Origin of the sequence: Phaeacidiphilus oryzae TH49, from assembly GCF_000744815.1 — a bacterium.
GTDB lineage: Bacteria > Actinomycetota > Actinomycetes > Streptomycetales > Streptomycetaceae > Phaeacidiphilus > Phaeacidiphilus oryzae.
The window spans coordinates 2,451,943-2,468,200 of sequence record NZ_JQMQ01000005.1; the positions used below are offsets into that span (position 1 = coordinate 2,451,943).

The 16,258-nt window shown below is 74.9% G+C and carries 11 protein-coding genes and 1 pseudogene; 1 reads left to right on the plus strand and 11 read right to left on the minus strand.

The features are described 5' to 3' along the window. Positions 1-327 precede the first annotated feature (327 nt). The 8 genes and pseudogenes from gatB to BS73_RS14800 form a co-directional block, all read right to left on the minus strand. Positions 328-1,830 carry an Asp-tRNA(Asn)/Glu-tRNA(Gln) amidotransferase subunit GatB gene (gatB, locus tag BS73_RS14765; RefSeq protein ID WP_037572601.1) on the minus strand — a complete coding sequence of 501 codons (1,503 nt, stop codon included), beginning with the start codon at positions 1,828-1,830 and terminating at the stop codon, positions 328-330. Positions 1,831-1,876: 46 nt separating this feature from the next. Then, positions 1,877-2,194 carry a hypothetical protein gene (locus tag BS73_RS14770; RefSeq protein WP_235215415.1) on the minus strand — a complete coding sequence of 106 codons (318 nt, stop codon included), beginning with the start codon at positions 2,192-2,194 and terminating at the stop codon, positions 1,877-1,879. Further along, positions 2,191-3,690 (minus strand): Asp-tRNA(Asn)/Glu-tRNA(Gln) amidotransferase subunit GatA, encoded by a 1,500-nt coding sequence (gatA, locus tag BS73_RS14775; RefSeq protein WP_037572612.1) that lies wholly within the window; start codon positions 3,688-3,690, stop codon positions 2,191-2,193. Before gatA ends, BS73_RS14770 begins: the two co-directional genes overlap by 4 nt. Before the next feature lie 6 nt (positions 3,691-3,696). Next, positions 3,697-3,993 carry an Asp-tRNA(Asn)/Glu-tRNA(Gln) amidotransferase subunit GatC gene (gatC, locus tag BS73_RS14780; protein ID WP_037572615.1) on the minus strand — a complete coding sequence of 99 codons (297 nt, stop codon included), beginning with the start codon at positions 3,991-3,993 and terminating at the stop codon, positions 3,697-3,699. A gap of 128 nt (positions 3,994-4,121) precedes the next feature. Beyond that, positions 4,122-5,630, minus strand: a pseudogene (locus BS73_RS14785) (putative bifunctional diguanylate cyclase/phosphodiesterase); the annotation flags it as partial. Between the two features lie 465 nt (positions 5,631-6,095). Then, positions 6,096-8,351, minus strand: coding sequence for an NAD-dependent DNA ligase LigA (gene ligA, locus BS73_RS14790; protein WP_084704671.1), 2,256 nt, complete (start codon positions 8,349-8,351; stop codon positions 6,096-6,098). A 65-nt stretch (positions 8,352-8,416) separates the two neighbouring features. Further along, on the minus strand, positions 8,417-9,382 hold the full coding sequence (locus tag BS73_RS14795) for a methionine synthase (protein ID WP_051939949.1): 966 nt from the start codon (positions 9,380-9,382) through the stop codon (positions 8,417-8,419). A gap of 95 nt (positions 9,383-9,477) precedes the next feature. Beyond that, positions 9,478-10,170: an SDR family oxidoreductase gene (locus tag BS73_RS14800; RefSeq protein ID WP_037572617.1), complete on the minus strand. Its 693-nt coding sequence runs from the start codon at positions 10,168-10,170 to the stop codon at positions 9,478-9,480. A 131-nt stretch (positions 10,171-10,301) separates the two neighbouring features. Here BS73_RS14800 and BS73_RS40360 point away from each other — a divergent pair, with 131 nt between their 5' ends. Further along, entirely contained in the window at positions 10,302-13,127 is a 2,826-nt protein-coding gene (locus BS73_RS40360) for an NAD-binding protein (RefSeq protein ID WP_051939950.1), read from the plus strand. Between the two features lie 46 nt (positions 13,128-13,173). Here BS73_RS40360 and BS73_RS14810 read toward each other — a convergent pair whose 3' ends face one another. The 3 genes from BS73_RS14810 to BS73_RS14820 all read right to left on the minus strand — a co-directional run bounded on the left by BS73_RS14810 (position 13,174) and on the right by BS73_RS14820 (position 16,151). Further along, entirely contained in the window at positions 13,174-13,704 is a 531-nt protein-coding gene (locus BS73_RS14810; RefSeq protein ID WP_037572631.1) for an LOG family protein, read from the minus strand. Between the two features lie 33 nt (positions 13,705-13,737). Beyond that, positions 13,738-14,862 (minus strand): tRNA 2-thiouridine(34) synthase MnmA, encoded by a 1,125-nt coding sequence (mnmA, locus tag BS73_RS14815; protein WP_084704070.1) that lies wholly within the window; start codon positions 14,860-14,862, stop codon positions 13,738-13,740. 107 nt (positions 14,863-14,969) lie between these two features. Next, positions 14,970-16,151: a cysteine desulfurase family protein gene (locus tag BS73_RS14820; protein WP_037572636.1), complete on the minus strand. Its 1,182-nt coding sequence runs from the start codon at positions 16,149-16,151 to the stop codon at positions 14,970-14,972. Positions 16,152-16,258 lie beyond the last annotated feature (107 nt).

The window sequence follows — 16,258 nt, forward strand, 5'->3', positions numbered from 1 at the left end:
GTCGGTGTCTGGAGTTGATCCTGCTCGCTGAGGTGGGGCCGGCGGATCGGGCGAGATCCCTAAGTTCCCCCCGCGGGGGGCCTTATTCCCCGGGCCCGCCCCTTCCCGAGACCGGGGGGAGGCCCCCCGGACCCCCTTAGGCCCCGGGATCTGCGCAGCAGATCAGGGGCGCGGGGAACTGCGCGGCCCGCGCGCAACGGCGCCGCAGCCGGCGACGGGGGCCGGGTCGCAACCCGTGGTCCGTTGCCGAGTGCGGCGCCGTAGGTATCCGGGCGCGCAGTTCCCCGCGCCCCTGATCTGCTGCGCAGATCCCGGGGCGGGTGCGGGCTAGACGCCGAGCTTCTCGAGGATCAGCTCCTTGACCCGGGCCGCGTCCGCCTGGCCGCGGGTGGCCTTCATCACGGCGCCCACCAGCGCGCCCGCCGCGGCGACCTTGCCGCCGCGGATCTTCTCGGCGACGCCGGGGTTGGCGGCGATGGCCTCCTCGACGGCGGTGGTCAGCGCGCCCTCGTCGGAGACGACCGCGAGGCCGCGCTTCTCGACGACCTCGTCCGGCTCGCCCTCGCCCTTCAGCACGCCGTCGATGACCTGGCGGGCCAGCTTGTCGTTGAGCTTGCCCTCCTTGACCAGGGCGGAGACCCGCGCCACCTGGGCCGGGGTGATGGGCAGGGCGGCCAGCTCGCGCTGGGTCTCGTTGGCGGTCCTGGACAGCTCGCCCAGCCACCACTTGCGGGCCTGGTCGGCCGGCGCGCCCTCGGCGATGGTCGCCTCGATGAGGTCGACCGCGCCCGCGTTCACCGCGGCCTGCATGTCCTTGTCGGAGAGGCCCCACTCGGCCTGCAGCCGGGCGCGGCGCACCCGGGGCAGCTCGGGGAGGCCGGCGCGCAGCTCCTCGACCCACTCACGCGAGGGCGCGACCGGGACCAGGTCGGGCTCAGGGAAGTAGCGGTAGTCCTCCGCCTCCTCCTTCACCCGGCCGGAGGTGGTGGTGCCGTCGTCCTCGTGGAAGTGCCGGGTCTCCTGGACGATCGTCCCGCCCTCGTCGAGGACGGCGGCGTGCCGCTCGATCTCGTACCGGACCGCCCGCTCGACGCTGCGCAGCGAGTTGACGTTCTTGGTCTCCGAGCGGGTGCCGAACTTCTCCCGGCCGATGGGGCGGAGGGAGAGGTTGACGTCGCAGCGCATCTGGCCCTGCTCCATCCGCGCCTCGGAGACGCCCAGCGCGCGGATCAGCTCGCGCAGCTCCGCGACGTACGCCCGGGCGACCTCGGGGGCCCGGCGGCCGGCGCCCTCGATCGGCTTGGTGACGATCTCGATCAGCGGGATGCCCGCCCGGTTGTAGTCCAGGAGGGAGTGGGAGGCGCCGTGGATCCGGCCGGTGGCACCGCCGACGTGGGTCGACTTGCCGGTGTCCTCCTCCATGTGGGCGCGCTCGATCTCGACCCGGAAGACCTCGCCGTCCTCCAGCTGGACGTCCAGGTAGCCGTTGAAGGCGATCGGCTCGTCGTACTGGGAGGTCTGGAAGTTCTTCGGCATGTCCGGATAGAAGTAGTTCTTCCGGGCGAACCGGCACCACTCCGCGATCTCGCAGTTGAGCGCCAGGCCGATCTTGATCGCGGACTCCACGCCGGTGGCGTTGACCACCGGCAGCGCGCCCGGGAGGCCCAGGCAGGTCGGGCAGACCTGCGAGTTGGGGGCCGCGCCGAGCTCGGTCGAGCAGCCGCAGAACATCTTGGTGCGGGTGCCCAGCTCGACGTGGACCTCCAGGCCCATCACCGGGTCGTAGGTCGCCAACGCGTCGTCGAACGACACCAGGTCGACGGTACTCACAGGAAGTGCAACTCCTTCAGATCCTTAGGAGCGGGCTGACGACGGGTCAGTCGGCCAGGATGTCGTCGTTGTTGAGGTTGCGGAGCTCGCGGATCACCAGCAGCGAGCCGGTGATCAGGGCCGCGGCGCCGACCACCGCGTTGATCAGCTTGAGGGTGTCCCGCTCCGACTTCGCCCGGCGGATCTCCTGGGTCGCCTTGAACCCGCTGAAGGCGCTGCCGCCGAGGGAGAGCAGCAGGCCCGGCTTGGAGTGCTTGAAGCCCTTCAGCGCCTGGGCCTTGCCGCCGCTCCTGGAGCCGGAGCCGGCCTTCTCGATGTCGGCGGTGCTGCCGCTGCCGTTGAACTCGCTGTGCTCGCTCTTCACAGTGCCGGTGCCTCCTCAAGCAGGGGGTGTCCCCACTTCTCGGTGAACGCTCGTTCCACCGCCGCACCTACCCGGTACAGGCGGTCGTCGGCCATCGCCGGGGCGATGATCTGAAGGCCGACCGGGAGATTGTCCTCCGGCGCCAGGCCGCAGGGCACGGACATCGCCGCGTTGCCCGCCAGGTTCGACGGAATGGTGCAGAGGTCCGCCAGGTACATCGCCATCGGGTCGTCGGCGCGCTCGCCGATCGGGAAGGCGGTGGTCGGGGTGGTCGGCGAGATCAGCACGTCCACGTCGGCGAAGGCGCGGTCGAAGTCGCGGGTGATGAGGGTGCGGACCTTCTGCGCGCTGCCGTAGTAGGCGTCGTAGTACCCGGAGGAGAGGGCGTAGGTGCCCAGCATGATCCGGCGCTTCACCTCGGGGCCGAAGCCGGCCTCGCGGGTGAGGGCGGTGACGTCCTCGGCGGAGCGCGTGCCGTCGTCGCCGACCCGGAGGCCGTAGCGCATGGCGTCGAACCGGGCCAGGTTGGACGAGCACTCGGAGGGGGCGATCAGGTAGTACGCCGGGAGGGCGTAGGTGAAGGAGGGACAGGAGACCTCGACCACCTCGGCGCCCAGCTCGCGGAGGAGCTCCACCGACTCGTTGAAGCGCTGCATGACTCCGGGCTGGTAGCCCTCGCCGCCGAACTCCTTGACGACGCCGATCCGCATGCCGTCCACGCTGCCGTTGCGGGCGGCCTCGACCACCGGCGGGACCGGGGCGTCGATGGAGGTGGAGTCCAGCGGGTCGTGGCCGGCGATCGCCTCGTGGAGGAGGGCCGCGTCCAGCACCGTGCGGGCGCAGGGGCCGCCCTGGTCCAGGGAGGAGGAGAAGGCGATCAGGCCGTAGCGGGAGACCGCGCCGTAGGTCGGCTTCACCCCGACGGTGCCGGTGACGGCGCCGGGCTGGCGGATCGAGCCGCCGGTGTCGGTGCCGATCGCGAGGGGGGCCTCGTAGGCGGCGAGGGCCGCGGCCGAGCCGCCGCCGGAGCCGCCGGGGATCCGGGCCAGGTCCCAGGGGTTGCCGGTGGGGCCGTAGGCGGAGTTCTCGGTGGAGGAGCCCATCGCGAACTCGTCCATGTTGGTCTTGCCGAGGATGACCACGTCGGCGTCCTTGAGACGCTTGGTCAGCGTGGCGTCGTAGGGCGGGATCCAGCCCTCGAGGATCTTGGATCCGGCGGTCGTCGGGATGCCCTCGGTGGTGAAGACGTCCTTGAGGGCGAGCGGGACGCCGGCCAGGGGGCCGAGCTTCTCGCCGGCCTCCCGCTTGGCGTCCACGGCGCGGGCCTGGGCGAGGGCGCCGTCCGCGTCCACGTGGAGGAAGGCGTGCACCTTGCCGTCGACCGCGGCGATCCGGTCCAGGTGGGCCTGGGTGACCTCGACCGCGGTGACCTTGCCGGCGGCGACGGCCTCGGCGGTCTCGGCCGCGGTCCAGCGGGTGATGTCGGTGGCGGGCATCGGGTGTCAGTCCTCCCCGAGGATCTGGGGCACGCGGAAACGCTCTTCCTCCTGGGCGGGGGCTCCGGAGAGCGCCTGCTGCGGCGTCAGCGAAGGACGCACCTCGTCCTTCCGCCAGACGTTGGTGAGCGGGAGGGGGTGCGAGGTCGGCGGGACGTCTTCTGCGGCGATCTCGCTGACGCGGGCTACCGCGTCGACGATGTCGTTGAGCTGGTCGGCGAAGTGGTCGAGCTCTTCGCTCTTCAGCTCCAGACGCGACAGCCGGGCGAGGTGGGCGACCTCCTCGCGCGTGATGCCAGGCATGCGGCGATTCCTCAGGGTGAGATCTCGGGTGTGGTCCGGCCCCCATCCTACGGACCCGCGGGGGCGGGCTGCGCGGGGCTTTCCCGGGGGTGCCCCGGATGACGCCCGACGGGCGAACCGGCGGCGCCCTACGGGCTCATCGGCGCGCTGTTCGCGCGCACCCGGAGCCAGGCCGTCGCCTGGTCGGCCGGCAGCGCCGCGGAGACCAGCCAGCCCTGGACCGCGTCGCAGCCCATCGCGCTGAGCCGGTCCCAGGTCTCGTCGTCCTCGACGCCCTCGGCGACCACCGTGAGCCCCAGCGAGTGCGCCAGCTGCACCGAGCAGCGGACCACCGCCGCGTCGTGGTCGTCGGCGACCATCCGGGAGACGAAGGAGCGGTCTATCTTCAGCTCGCCCACCGGCAGCCTGCGCAGCCGGACCAGCGAGGAGTACCCGGTGCCGAAGTCGTCCAGGGACATCCCGATCCCGTGCCGGCGGAGCTCCTCCAGGGTGTCGGAGGCGAGTTGCCCGTCCTCCAGCAGGAGCCGCTCGGTGATCTCCAGGAGGAGGGCGCACGGCGGGAGCCCGTAGCGGGCGAGGCGGTCGGCGACCGAGGCCGCGAAACCCGGACGGAGCATGTCGCGCGGTGAGACGTTGACGGCGACCTGGATCGGCAGGCCCTGGCCGTGCCAGTCGGCGAGCTGCCGGACGGCGGCGTCCAGCACGTAGTCGGTGAGGTGCGGCATCAGGCCGCTGGACTCGGCGAGGCCGACGAACTCCTCGGGGCTGACCGGGCCGCGCCCGGCCCGGTCCCAGCGGACCAGCGCCTCCAGGCCGACGACCTGGCCGTCGAAGGCCACCTTCGGCTGGTAGTGGAGCTCGACCTCCGCGGTGTCCAGCGCCCGGCGGAGGTCGCCGAGGAGGCCGAGCCGGAGCGGCGTCTCGGCGTCCCGCTCGGGGGCGTAGCACTCGACGCCGCTGCGGGCGCGCTGCGCCTGGCCCATGGCCACGTCCGCGCGGCGGATCAGGGTCTCGGCGTTCTCGGCGTGGTCCGGCCAGGCGGCGACGCCGGCGCTGGTCTCGATCACCAGGTGCAGCCCGTCCAGGCTGAGCGGGGCGGCGAGTTCGGTGGAGAGCGCCCGGGCGGTGGCCTCCAGGGCCGGCAGGTCGGGGACGTCCGGCAGCAGGACGGCGAACTCGTCGCCGCCGAGCCGGGCGGTGAGCGCGCCGGGGCCGACCGCCTGTCGCAGCCGCTCGCCGATCCTGACCAGCAGCCGGTCGCCGGCCGCGTGGCCGAGGGTGTCGTTGAGGGCGCGGAAGCGGTCGACGTCGAGGAGGATCAGCCCGACCCGCTCGTCCTCCCGTTCCCGCGCCTTGGCGCGGGCCAGCGCACCGCGCACGGCGGCCAGCATCGCCTGGCGGTTGGGCAGCCCCGTGAGCGGATCGGTGAGCTGGTCGCGCGCCCGGCCGCGGGCGATCCACCAGGCGGTGACCAGCACCGCCAGCGGTACCGCGAAGAGCGGCAGCAGGCCCGGCGCCGAGGCGCCGACCACGAGCCCCAGCGGGATCAGCGGCGCCCCGCCGAGCACCAGCACCAGCGCTCCCAGCAGAAGCGGCCCGGTCGCCGTCCCGTCTCCCACACCGTGCACCAGCCACAGCGTCGCCGCCCGGGCCCTTTCCCCGGCAGCCCCCCGAAGTCGCCGCATCCACTGCCTCCGTCCGCCCCCTGCAGCACGCCGCCGTGTCGCCGGGCGCAGCGACGGCTCAGCTGCGCGGCATGCAGCCAGCAGCCGCGCACCGCCCCGTGGGGGCAGGCGACCGAGGACGCCCGGCGGGCGGCGGACGGACCTCGCGGGAGCCGACCGGCCTGCCGGGCACCCGCCGTACTGAGGAGTCCCCGCGCCGGTCCGCACAGCCCGGCGTCAGCCCGCTCGCGACGGGCTGTCTTCAAGCGTAAAGCCGCACTCCCCCGCTGCGCCCCGAATCGGACAGACGCGTCCGAGCGCTGACGCTACCGGCCAGTCGGTCGTAGGATGCGCACCCCACGCGCCCATTTGCCCAGAGGGCGCGCGAAGCAGCGGACGCGGAAGGGGAACTGACGGTTCCTCACCGCGGCCGGGGCGCTACTCGCCGGCCTCGCCGGTGCCCGCCTCGCCGGCCTCGTCGCCGGCCTCGTCGCCGCCGCCCCCGGCGGGCTCCTCCGCCGCCTCCGCGCGCTCCTGGAACCAGGCGAGGGCCGCGTCCGGGCCCTCCTCCAGGAGGACGTCGAACCCGTCGTCGTCCAGCACCGGGCGGCCGAGCTGGACCGCCTTGTCGTACTTGGTCCCGGGGTTCTCGCCGACCACCACGAAGTCGGTCTTCTTGGAGACCGAGCCGGTGACCTTGGCGCCGCGCTGCTGGAGGGCCTCCTTGGCGCTGTCCCGGGTGTAGCCGGTGAGAGTGCCGGTGACCACGACGGTCAGGCCTTCGAGCGGACGGGGCCCGGTGTCCTCCCCCGCCTCCTCCTCCAGGCGTACGCCGGCCGCGCGCCAGCGCTCGACGATCTCGCGGTGCCAGTCCTCCGCGAACCACTGCTTGATGGAGGCGGCGATGGTCGGGCCGACGCCCTCGACCGCGGCCAGCTCCTCCTCGCTCGCCTCGGCGATCCGGTCCAGGGAGCGGAACTCGCGGGCGAGTTCGGCCGCCGCGACCGGGCCGACGTGCCGGATGGAGAGCCCCGCGATGATCCGGGCGAGCGGGCGCTCCTTGGCCGCCTGGAGGTTGTCGAGGAGGGCGGTGGCGGTCTTCTTGGGCTCGCCCTTGAGGTTGGCGAAGAAGGTGACGACCTTCTCCTCGCCGGTCTTCTCGTCCCGCTTGGGCAGGCCGGTGTCCGGGTCGCGGACGACCACCTTGATCGGGAGGAGCTCCTCGATGGTGAGGTCGAAGAGGCCGCCCTCGTCGGTGAGCGGCGGCTCGGCCGGCTCCAGCGGCTGGGTGAGGGCGGTGGCGGCGACGTAGCCGAGCGCCTCGATGTCCAGGCACCTGCGGCCGGCCAGGTAGAACAGCCGCTCGCGCAGCTGGGCGGGGCAGGAGCGGGCGTTGGGGCAGCGCAGGTCGACGTCGCCCTCGGACATCGGGCGCAGCTCCGTACCGCACTCCGGGCACTCGGCGGGCATCACGAACTCCCGCTCGGAGCCGTCCCGCAGGTCGGCGACCGGGCCGAGGACCTCGGGGATGACGTCCCCGGCCTTCCGCAGCACGACGGTGTCGCCGATCAGCACTCCCTTGGCCTTGACCACGTCCTGGTTGTGGAGGGTGGCGAGCTCGACCACCGAACCGGCCACCTTGACCGGCTCCATCACCGCGTACGGGGTGGCCCGGCCGGTGCGGCCGACCGAGACCCGGATGTCCAGGAGCTTGGTGTTGACCTCCTCCGGCGGGTACTTCCAGGCGATCGCCCAGCGGGGGGCGCGGGAGGTGGCGCCGAGCCGGCCCTGGAGGGCGATCTCGTCGACCTTGACGACCACGCCGTCGATCTCGTGCTCCACCGAGTGCCGGTTCTCGCCGTAGTAGGCGATGAACTCCTTCACCTCGGCCAGCGACCCGAGCACCTTGTTGTACGCCGCGGTGGGCAGGCCCCAGGCGCGGAGGAGGTCGTAGGCCTGCGACTGGTACTCGATGTCGAAGCCGCGGCGGGCGCCGATGCCGTGCACCACCATGTGCAGCGGGCGGGTCGCGGTGATCCGCGGGTCCTTCTGCCGGAGCGAGCCCGAGGCGGAGTTGCGCGGGTTGGCGAAGGGCTTCTCCCCGGCCTCGACCAGCTGGGCGTTGAGCCGCTCGAAGTCCTCCAGCGGGAAGTAGATCTCGCCGCGGACCTCGACCAGCTCCGGCACCGGGTGGCCCTGGTCGCCGCGGAGCTGCTCGGGGATCTCGGCGATGGTGCGGACGTTGGCCGTGACGTCCTCGCCGGTGCGGCCGTCGCCGCGGGTGGCGGCGCGGACCAGCCGGCCGTTCTCGTAGACCAGGTCGATGGCGGTGCCGTCGACCTTGAGCTCGCAGAGGTAGTGGAAGCCGGTGCCGGCCAGCTCCTTCTGGACCCGGTCGGCCCAGGCGTCCAGCTCCTCGTCGGCGAAGGCGTTGTCCAGCGAGAGCATCCGCTCCAGGTGCTGGACCTCGGCGAAGTCGTTGGAGTAGGTGCCGCCGACCCGCTGGGTCGGCGAGTCGGGGGTGCGCAGCGGGGGGTACTCCTCCTCAAGCCCCTCCAACTCCCGCATCAGCGCGTCGAACTCGGCGTCGCTGACGGTCGGCGCGTCCCGGACGTAGTAGCGGAAGCGGTGGTCCTCGACCTCCTGCGCGAGCTGGGCGTGCCGCTCGCGTGCCTCGGCGGGCACGTCGGGCATCTCCCGCAGTGCCGAGCCCTTGCCGTCCCCAGCGGCCACCGCTCCTCCTCCGTCGAAAGGATCCTTCACTCGGGCGCGTCCGCGAGGCTGCGCGCCGCCCGCACGCCGTGCGCCAGCGCGCGGCGGGCGTAGGCGGGATCGGCCCCGGCCAGCCCGCAGGTCGGGGTCACCACGACACGGCGCGCCAGCAGCCCCGGGTCCAGCCCGAGGCGCTTCCACACCGTCCTCACACCGCTGACAGTACCGGCCGGGTCCGACAATTCCGCCGCTCCCGGGCCCGGCACGGCGGGCACCACACCCGCGAGGAAGACGGTGCCCGCCTCCACGGCCTCCCCGACGGAGTCGTGGTCGCGCGCGCGGAGCAGCGACCAGTCGAGCGAGACCGCCGAGGCGCCGGCCCGGCGGAGCATCCCGATCGGCACCCCGGGGGCGCAGCAGTGGACGACGGCGGGCACGCCGAGGGCGCCGATCAGCTCGCGCAGCCGCTCCTCGGCGACCGACTCCTCGACCGCCCGGTGCCGCTGCCAGCCGCTGGCCGTCCGGACCGTCCCGGCCAGCACGGCGGGCAGCGAGGGCTCGTCGAACTGGAGCACCGGCCGCCCGCCGGGGATCCGGCGGCGGAGCTCGTCGAGGTGCGCCCGCAGCCCCTCGGCCAGCGAGCCGGCGATGTCCCGGCAGGCGCCCGGGTCGGCCAGGGCCCGCTGCCCGTTGTGGAGCTCGACGCCGGCGGCGAGCGTCCAGGGGCCCACCGCCTGCACCTTCACCGGGCCCTGGTACCCCTGGGTGAACTCCTCCAGGGCGTCCAGGTCCTCGCCGAGGAAGGAGTGCGCCCGGCGGGTGTCCCGGCCGGGGCGGTCGCCGAACCGCCAGCCGCTGGGCTCGACCCGCGCCCACAGCTCGACCAGCAGGCCGAGGCTGCGGCCGATCATGTCCGCGCCCGGCCCGCGGGCCGGCAGCTCCGGCAGATGCGGCAGCGCGCTCAGCTCGCCGGCCACGGTACGGGCGGCCTCGCGCGCGTCTGTGCCGGGCATCGAGCCGACGCCGGTCGCGCCCTCCCCCTCGGCCAGCTGCGGAAACGTACTCTCAGCAGTCACACCGGCAGCCTACGGGAACGACCGGCGCCGGCTCAGCGGCCGGGGCGGACGGTGAGGTCGGTGACCTCGGCGTCGCGCGGCAGGTCGAGCGCGGTGAGGACGGTGGTGGCCACCGACTCCGGGTCGATCCAGGCCTCCGGGTCGTACGAGGAGCCCTCCTGGGCGTGCACCTTCTCCTGCATCGGGGTGGCGGTCCGGCCGGGGTAGACCGAGGTGACCCGGACGCCGTTGCCGTGCTCCTCCGCGCGCAGCGCGTCGGCCAGCGCCCGCAGCCCGTGCTTGGAGGCCGCGTACGCCGCCCAGTCGGGGTTGGCGCGCAGCCCGGCGCCGGAGTTGACGAAGAGGACCTGGCCGCAGGCGGCGCGCAGGGCCGGCAGGAAGAGCCTGGTCAGCTCGGCGGGGGCGACCAGGTTGGCGGCGAGGGTCTCGTTCCACACCTTGGGGGTGAGGTCGCCGACCGGGCCCAGCTCCACCACCCCCGCGACGTGCAGCAGGGAGTCCAGCTCGACCGGCTGCTCGGGCTGCTGGCCGAGGGCCCAGGAGAGGCGCTCGGGCTGGGCCAGGTCTCCGACCAGGGTCCGGGCGCCGGGGAAGCGCTCGCGGAGCTCCGCCGCGCGGGCCGCGGAGCGGGCGAGCAGCCAGAGCTGGTCGCCGCGCTGGGACAGCCGCCGCGCCACGGCCGCGCCGATGCCGGAGCCCGCGCCGGTGATGAGGTGGTTCGCCATGGGGAAGATCCTCGCACGCCCGGTGGGGTACGCGGGGCTGCCGGGTGCGGCGTGGGAGGGGGCTGCGCACGGTGGGGGCGCACCACTAACCTGACAGCGCGTCAACCTAACGATCGCAGGGGGAACTTCACGTGACCGCGCCCACCGGACACATGATCGTCTGCGGAAACGATCCCCTGACCCATCGCCTCGCCCTCGACCTGGTGCACCTCTACAACGAGCGGGTCGTGCTGATCGTCCCCGCGCCGGAGTCGCTGCACGGGCCCCAGCTGATCCAGCTCGCCGACGAGAACCCGGACACCGTCCGGGTCGTGGAGGGCCGCGCGCCCGACGAGGAGGCGCTGAAGGCGGCCGGCATCGCCTCCGCCGCCGCACTGGCCCTCACCATGGACGACGACCAGGAGACCATCCACGCGGCGCTCCTCGCCCGCGGCCTCAACCCGCGGATCCGGCTGGTCCTGCAGATCTTCGACCGCACCCTCGGCCGCCGGGTCAAGTCGCTGCTGGACCGCGCGGCCGAGCGCACCCTCCACCTGCCGCCGGTGGGCACGCCGGGGGCGGCCGCGGCCGGCCTGGACGGACCGGACGCCTACCCGTCCACCGCCATCCTCTCCGCCTCGGCCACCGCCGCCCCGGCCCTGGTCGCCGCCGCGCTGCCGCGGCACCGGCATCTGATCCCGGTGGACGGCGGGATGCTGACGGTCAACCAGTTCCACCCCGGCGAGCGGCCGCCCCCGCGCGACCAGACGATCGCCCTGCTGCTCTCCCGCCCGCACGCCGACTCGGCCACCCCCGCCCCCCGCCTCCTGCCGGACGACGACGAGGCCCGCGAGGCCCTGCGGGCCGGCAGCGCCGTCCGGGCCGCGCTCACCGTCTCCCACTCTGCCACCGCCCAGCCGCCGCGCGGCCGGCTCGCCTTCCCGCTCGGTGCCCTCTTCCCGCGCCGGCTGCGGCTGGCCGCGGCCGCCTTCGCGGTCGTGGTGGTGGTGCTGGCGGCGGCCAACTGGCTGTTCGCCGGGGCCTCGCCGGGCGGCGCGCTGTACCGGGTGCTGATGGACGTCGCCGACATGAGCAATCCGGAGAACGGCGCCTCCCCGGCCCGCAAGCTCCTCCAACTCCTCGCCGCCTACACCGGGATGGCGATCACCCCGCTGATCCTCGCCCTGGTGCTGGACGCGCTGGGCGCCCTCGGCACCACCTTCCGCCACCCGCCGCGCCGGATGACCGGCCACGTCATCCTGATCGGCCTCGGCAAGATCGGCACCCGGGTGCTGGACCGGCTCACCAGCCTCGGCGTCCCCGTCGTCTGCATCGAGCGCGACCCCAAGGCGCGCGGGCTCCAGCTGGCCCGCCGGCGGCAGGTGCCGGTGGTGGTCGGCGACGTCTCCTTCCCCGAGGTGTACGAGCAGGCCCGGATCGGCCGCAGCAGCACGGTGCTCGCGCTGACCAGCGACGACCGGGTCAACCTGGAGGCCGTGCTGTACGCCAGGGACCGGCATCCGGCGGTGGGAGTGGTGCTGCGGCTCTTCGACGACGAGTTCGCCAGCACGGTGTACCGCGCACTGCGGGCCGGTGACCCGCCGCAGCTGGCGGCGGTCCAGCGGGAGGACCGGCCGACGGTCAGCCGCAGCGTCTCCTTCCTGGCGGCCCCCGCGTTCTCGGCGGCGATGCTGGGGCGCCAGGTGCTGGCCTCGATCCCGGTCGAGCGGCAGGTGCTGCTGGTCGCGGTGGTGGACGTGCACGGGCAGCCGGAGCTGGGCGGCCGTACCGTACGGCAGGCGTTCCGGCCCGGGGGCTGGCGGGTGATCGGCATCGTCAGCGGCTCGGACCGGCGCCGGCCGCTGGACGGCTCCGGCCCCGAGGCCGAGGGCGACACCCTCGGCCGTGGGGTGGCGCTGCGCCGCCGCCGGCGGCGGAGCCTCCTCCCGGCGGGCCTCCGCCGCGCGCAGGGGGCGGGGGCGGCCCCGGGGCCCGAGGAGCCGGGGGCCGAGGAGGGGCGGCCGGTCGTCGACTGGCAGCCCTCGCCGGACGAGCGGCTCCAGGAGGACCAGCGGGTCGTGGTCATCGCCACCCGCGAGGGCCTCGGGCATCTGCTGCAGCGCCGCGGGGCGGACGGCCGGACCACGGCCCCGTCGGCGACGCCGCCGCAGCCGGCGTCCTCGGAGCGGGCCCCGGCGCCCGAGCAGGCCCCGGTCCCAGAGCAGCCCGGGCCCGCTGCGGAGCCGGTACCGGCGACCACCGCCGCCGTCGCTCCGGCGACGGGCGCGGCATCGGAGCGGGCGCCGGAGCGGGCGCCGACGGCGCCGGTGGTGGCGGCGCCCGCGGCGGTGTCGGATCCCCGGCTCGGGGCGTGGGGGGCCGGTCCTGGCCCGGGCGCCCGCACCAGTCCCACCCAGCCGCTGGGCGGCGCCGGAGCGGGCACCGGGGCCAGGACCGGCGCCCCACGCCCCGAGCCGGACGCGGAATCGGCCCCGGCCTCCGCGGCCGCCCAGGCCCCCGCCGCAGCCCCGGCCTCCGCGGCGCAGCAGCCGCGGCCCGCACGGCGGTCCCGGTTCCGGCACTCCGAGGGGAGCAGCGCGGTCCTGTCCGGGGGCCGGCAGTCGCAGCGGCCGCCGCAGCCGCAGCCTCGGCCGCAGGCCGCCGAGGCGGAGCACGCGCAGCCCTCGGACGCGGTACCGGCGGCCTTCGCCGGGGCGCCTTCGCGCGCGGAGCGGGAGGAGATCGGCGACCAGCCGACCGTGCCGCTGCCGCAGGCCCCGCGGGCGCTGCCGAGTGCCCCGTACCGGCCGGGCGAGCGCCTCCGCCGGGCGCGGCGGCGGGCGCCGGAGGACGCGGAGCATCCGTTCGCCGCGGCGGAGGCGGAGGAGGAGCAGACGGCGACGGCACCGCCGCCGCCCTCCGACGCGGAGCCGGGCGGCGCCCGGGGCGAGGACCGGCCGGAGGCGGCCGCGCCCTAGCGGGCTCGGCGCGCGGTCCCCGCCCCAGAGCTCAGCCCGAGGGCGCTCAGCCCGCCGGCGTCAGCAGGTCCAGGACCTCGGCGGGGTCGGAGGTGAAGGCCGCCAGCTGCGCGGACGGTATGGGGAGGAAGCCGTCCACGTCCATCCGCCGGAGCTGGGCGCGCAGGCCGTCGTAGAAGCCCTCGGTGTCCAGGAAGACGATCGGCTTGGCGTGGTGGCCGTGCTTCTTGAGCTCCAGGATCTCGGTGACCTCGTCCAGCGTCCCCATCCCGCCGACCAGCACCACGATCGCGTCCCCGCGCCCCAGCAGCTGGCCCTTGCGCGCCCCCAGGTTCGGCGTCACCACCATCTCGTCCGCGCCTTCGAAGGCCTTGTGCGCGAGGAACTCCACCGTGATCCCGACCAGTTTTCCGCCGGCCCCGCGCACCCCCCGGGCGAGATCGCCCATCAGGCCCGAGTCGGACCCGCCCCACACCAGGGTGTGGCCGCCCGCGCCCAGGAGCCGGGCGAACTCCAGCGCCGGCCGGGTGTAGCGCTCCTCGATCTCGTTGGCGGCACAGAAAACGGTGATGTTCATGGCACCACCATGCCCTACCGGTCCGACGGGCCCCTAGGCGGGCGCCGGCGAGGCCGTGCGCCCGGTGCTCGCGATGGTGGCCGAGCCGACCACCCGGGTGCCGTCGTAGAGCACCACCGCCTGCCCCGGTGCGATCCCCCGCGCGGGGCTCTCCAGACGGACCGTCAGTTCGCCGCCGTCGGCCGAGAGTTCGGCGCTGACCGGGATCTCCGCGCCATGCGCGCGCAGCTGTGCCCCGTACCGCCCGGCCGAGCCGGCCGCCGGCGCAGAACCGCACCAGCGGGGCTTGATGCCGGTGAGGAGGTTCACATCCAGCTCCTCGGCCGGGCCGACCGTGACCCGGTTGTCGACCACCGAGACGTCCAGCACGAACCGCGGCTTGCCGTCCGCCGCCGGGCGGCCGAGCCGCAGCCCCTTGCGCTGGCCGACGGTGAACGCATACGCGCCCTCGTGCTCGCCGAGGACGTTGCCCTCGGTGTCGACGATCTCGCCCTTCTCGGTGCCGAGCCGCTCGGCCAGGAAGGCCCGGGTGTCGCCGTCGGCGATGAAGCAGATGTCGTGGCTGTCCGGCTTGCGGGCGACGGCGAGGCCGCGCCGTTCCGCCTCGGCCCGCACCTCCTCCTTGGGGGTGTCGCCGAGCGGGAAGAGGGAGTGCGCCAGCTGGTCCTCGTCCAGCACCCCGAGGACGTAGGACTGGTCCTTGGCGGGGTCCGCGGAGCGGTGCAACTCGCGGCTGCCGTCCGGGAGTTCGACGACCCGGGCGTAGTGGCCCGTGCAGACCGCGTCGAAGCCCAGGGCACGGGCCCGGTCCAGCAGCGCGGCGAACTTGATCTTCTCGTTGCAGCGCAGGCAGGGGTTGGGGGTGCGGCCGGCCGCATACTCCGCCACGAAGTCGTCGACGACGTCCTCGCGGAACCGCTCGGCCAGGTCCCAGACGTAGAAGGGGATGCCGATCACGTCCGCCGCCCGCCGGGCGTCCCGGGAGTCCTCCAGGGTGCAGCAGCCCCGGGCGCCGGTGCGGAAGGACTGCGGGTTGCTGGAGAGGGCGAGGTGGACGCCGGTGACGTCGTGGCCGGCTTCGGCGGCGCGCGCGGCGGCCACCGCGGAGTCGACGCCCCCGGACATGGCCGCGAGCACGCGGAGCGGTTCAGTATGCATGGCGCCTCCCAGGGTACGGGTTCGGCCGCCGACCGCCGCGGGCGGCCGCGTCCTACCGCTGTCCGCCCAGGTACGCCCGGGCCCGCCCAGGGACGCTCGCGCCCGCCCTACCGCCGGGCCGAGGCGTACCCCGCCGCGCGGGCCCGCTCGACCGCCGCGGGCAGCGCCGCCAGCAACGCGTCCACGTCCGAGTCGACCGAGGTGTGGCCGAGTGAGAAGCGCAGCGAGGAGCGCGCCGACCTCGCGTCCCGGCCCATCGCCAGCAGGACGTGGCTGGGCTGCGGGACCCCGGCCGAGCAGGCCGAGCCGGTGGAGCACTCGATGCCCTGGGCGTCCAGCAGCATCAGCAGGGCGTCGCCCTCGCAGCCGGGGAAGGAGAAGTGGGCGTTGGCCGCCAGCCGGCCCTCGGCGGCCGGGTCGCCGTTGAGCACCGCGTCCGGCACGGCCGCCAGCACCCCGGCCACCAGCCGGTCGCGCAGCGCGGCGACGGCCCGCACATGCTCGGCCCGGCGGGCCGCGACCGCCTCGGCGGCGGCGGCGAAGGCGGCGGTGCCCGGCACGTCCAGGGTGCCCGAGCGGACGTCCCGCTCCTGCCCGCCGCCGTGCAGCAGCGGCACCGGGTTCACCCCGCGCCCCAGCAGCAGGGCGCCCACCCCGTACGGGCCGCCGATCTTGTGCGCGGTGACGGTGAGGGCGTCCACCCGGCTCTCCGCGAAGTCCACCGGCAGCTGGCCGAAGGCCTGCACCGCGTCGGAGTGCACGGGGATGCCGAACTCCGCTGCCACGGCGGCGAGTTCCGCCACCGGCTGGACGGTGCCCACCTCGTTGTTCGCCCACATCACGGTGACCAGGGCGACCGTCTCCGGCGAGTCGCCGATGACGGCGCGCAGCGCCTCGGGGTGCACCCGGCCGAGCCCGTCCACCGGCAGCCACTCCACCCGGGCGCCCTCGTGGGCGGCCAGCCATTCCACCGCGTCCAGCACGGCGTGGTGCTCGACCGGGGAGCAGAGCACCCGGACCCGGGCCGGGTCGGCGTCCCGCCGGGCCCAGTACAGGCCCTTGACGGCCAGGTTGTCGGATTCCGTGCCGCCGCCGGTGAAGACGATCTCGCTCGGACGGGCGCCGAGGGCGGCGGCCAGGGTCTCCCTGGACTCCTCGACGACGCGGCGCGCCCGCCGGCCGGCGGCGTGGAGGGAGGAGGCGTTGCCGGTGCTGCCGAGGTGGGCGGTCATCGCGTTGACCGCCTCGGGCAGCATCGGGGTGGTGGCCGCATGGTCGAAGTAGGGCATGGCGCGGCAATTCTATGGTCCGGGCGGCCTCCTTCCCCACCGGCGTCCGCCCCCGGTGCGGACGATCTTCCCAAGGACCGTTGTCCCGGCGTGCGGAGATCCTTAGG

Excerpts from the sequence above, each read along its gene's own strand:
- mnmA (WP_084704070.1), bottom strand. The coding sequence starts at position 14,862 with ATGCATACTGAACCGCTCCGCGTGCTCGCGGCCATGTCCGGGGGCGTC.
- ligA (WP_084704671.1), bottom strand. The coding sequence starts at position 8,351 with ATGCCCGACGTGCCCGCCGAGGCACGCGAGCGGCACGCCCAGCTCGCG.
- BS73_RS14810 (WP_037572631.1), bottom strand. The coding sequence starts at position 13,704 with ATGAACATCACCGTTTTCTGTGCCGCCAACGAGATCGAGGAGCGCTAC.
- gatC (WP_037572615.1), bottom strand. The coding sequence starts at position 3,993 with ATGCCTGGCATCACGCGCGAGGAGGTCGCCCACCTCGCCCGGCTGTCG.
- BS73_RS14800 (WP_037572617.1), bottom strand. The coding sequence starts at position 10,170 with ATGGCGAACCACCTCATCACCGGCGCGGGCTCCGGCATCGGCGCGGCC.
- BS73_RS14820 (WP_037572636.1), bottom strand. The coding sequence starts at position 16,151 with ATGCCCTACTTCGACCATGCGGCCACCACCCCGATGCTGCCCGAGGCG.
- BS73_RS14795 (WP_051939949.1), bottom strand. The coding sequence starts at position 9,382 with ATGCCCGGCACAGACGCGCGCGAGGCCGCCCGTACCGTGGCCGGCGAG.
- gatA (WP_037572612.1), bottom strand. The coding sequence starts at position 3,690 with ATGCCCGCCACCGACATCACCCGCTGGACCGCGGCCGAGACCGCCGAG.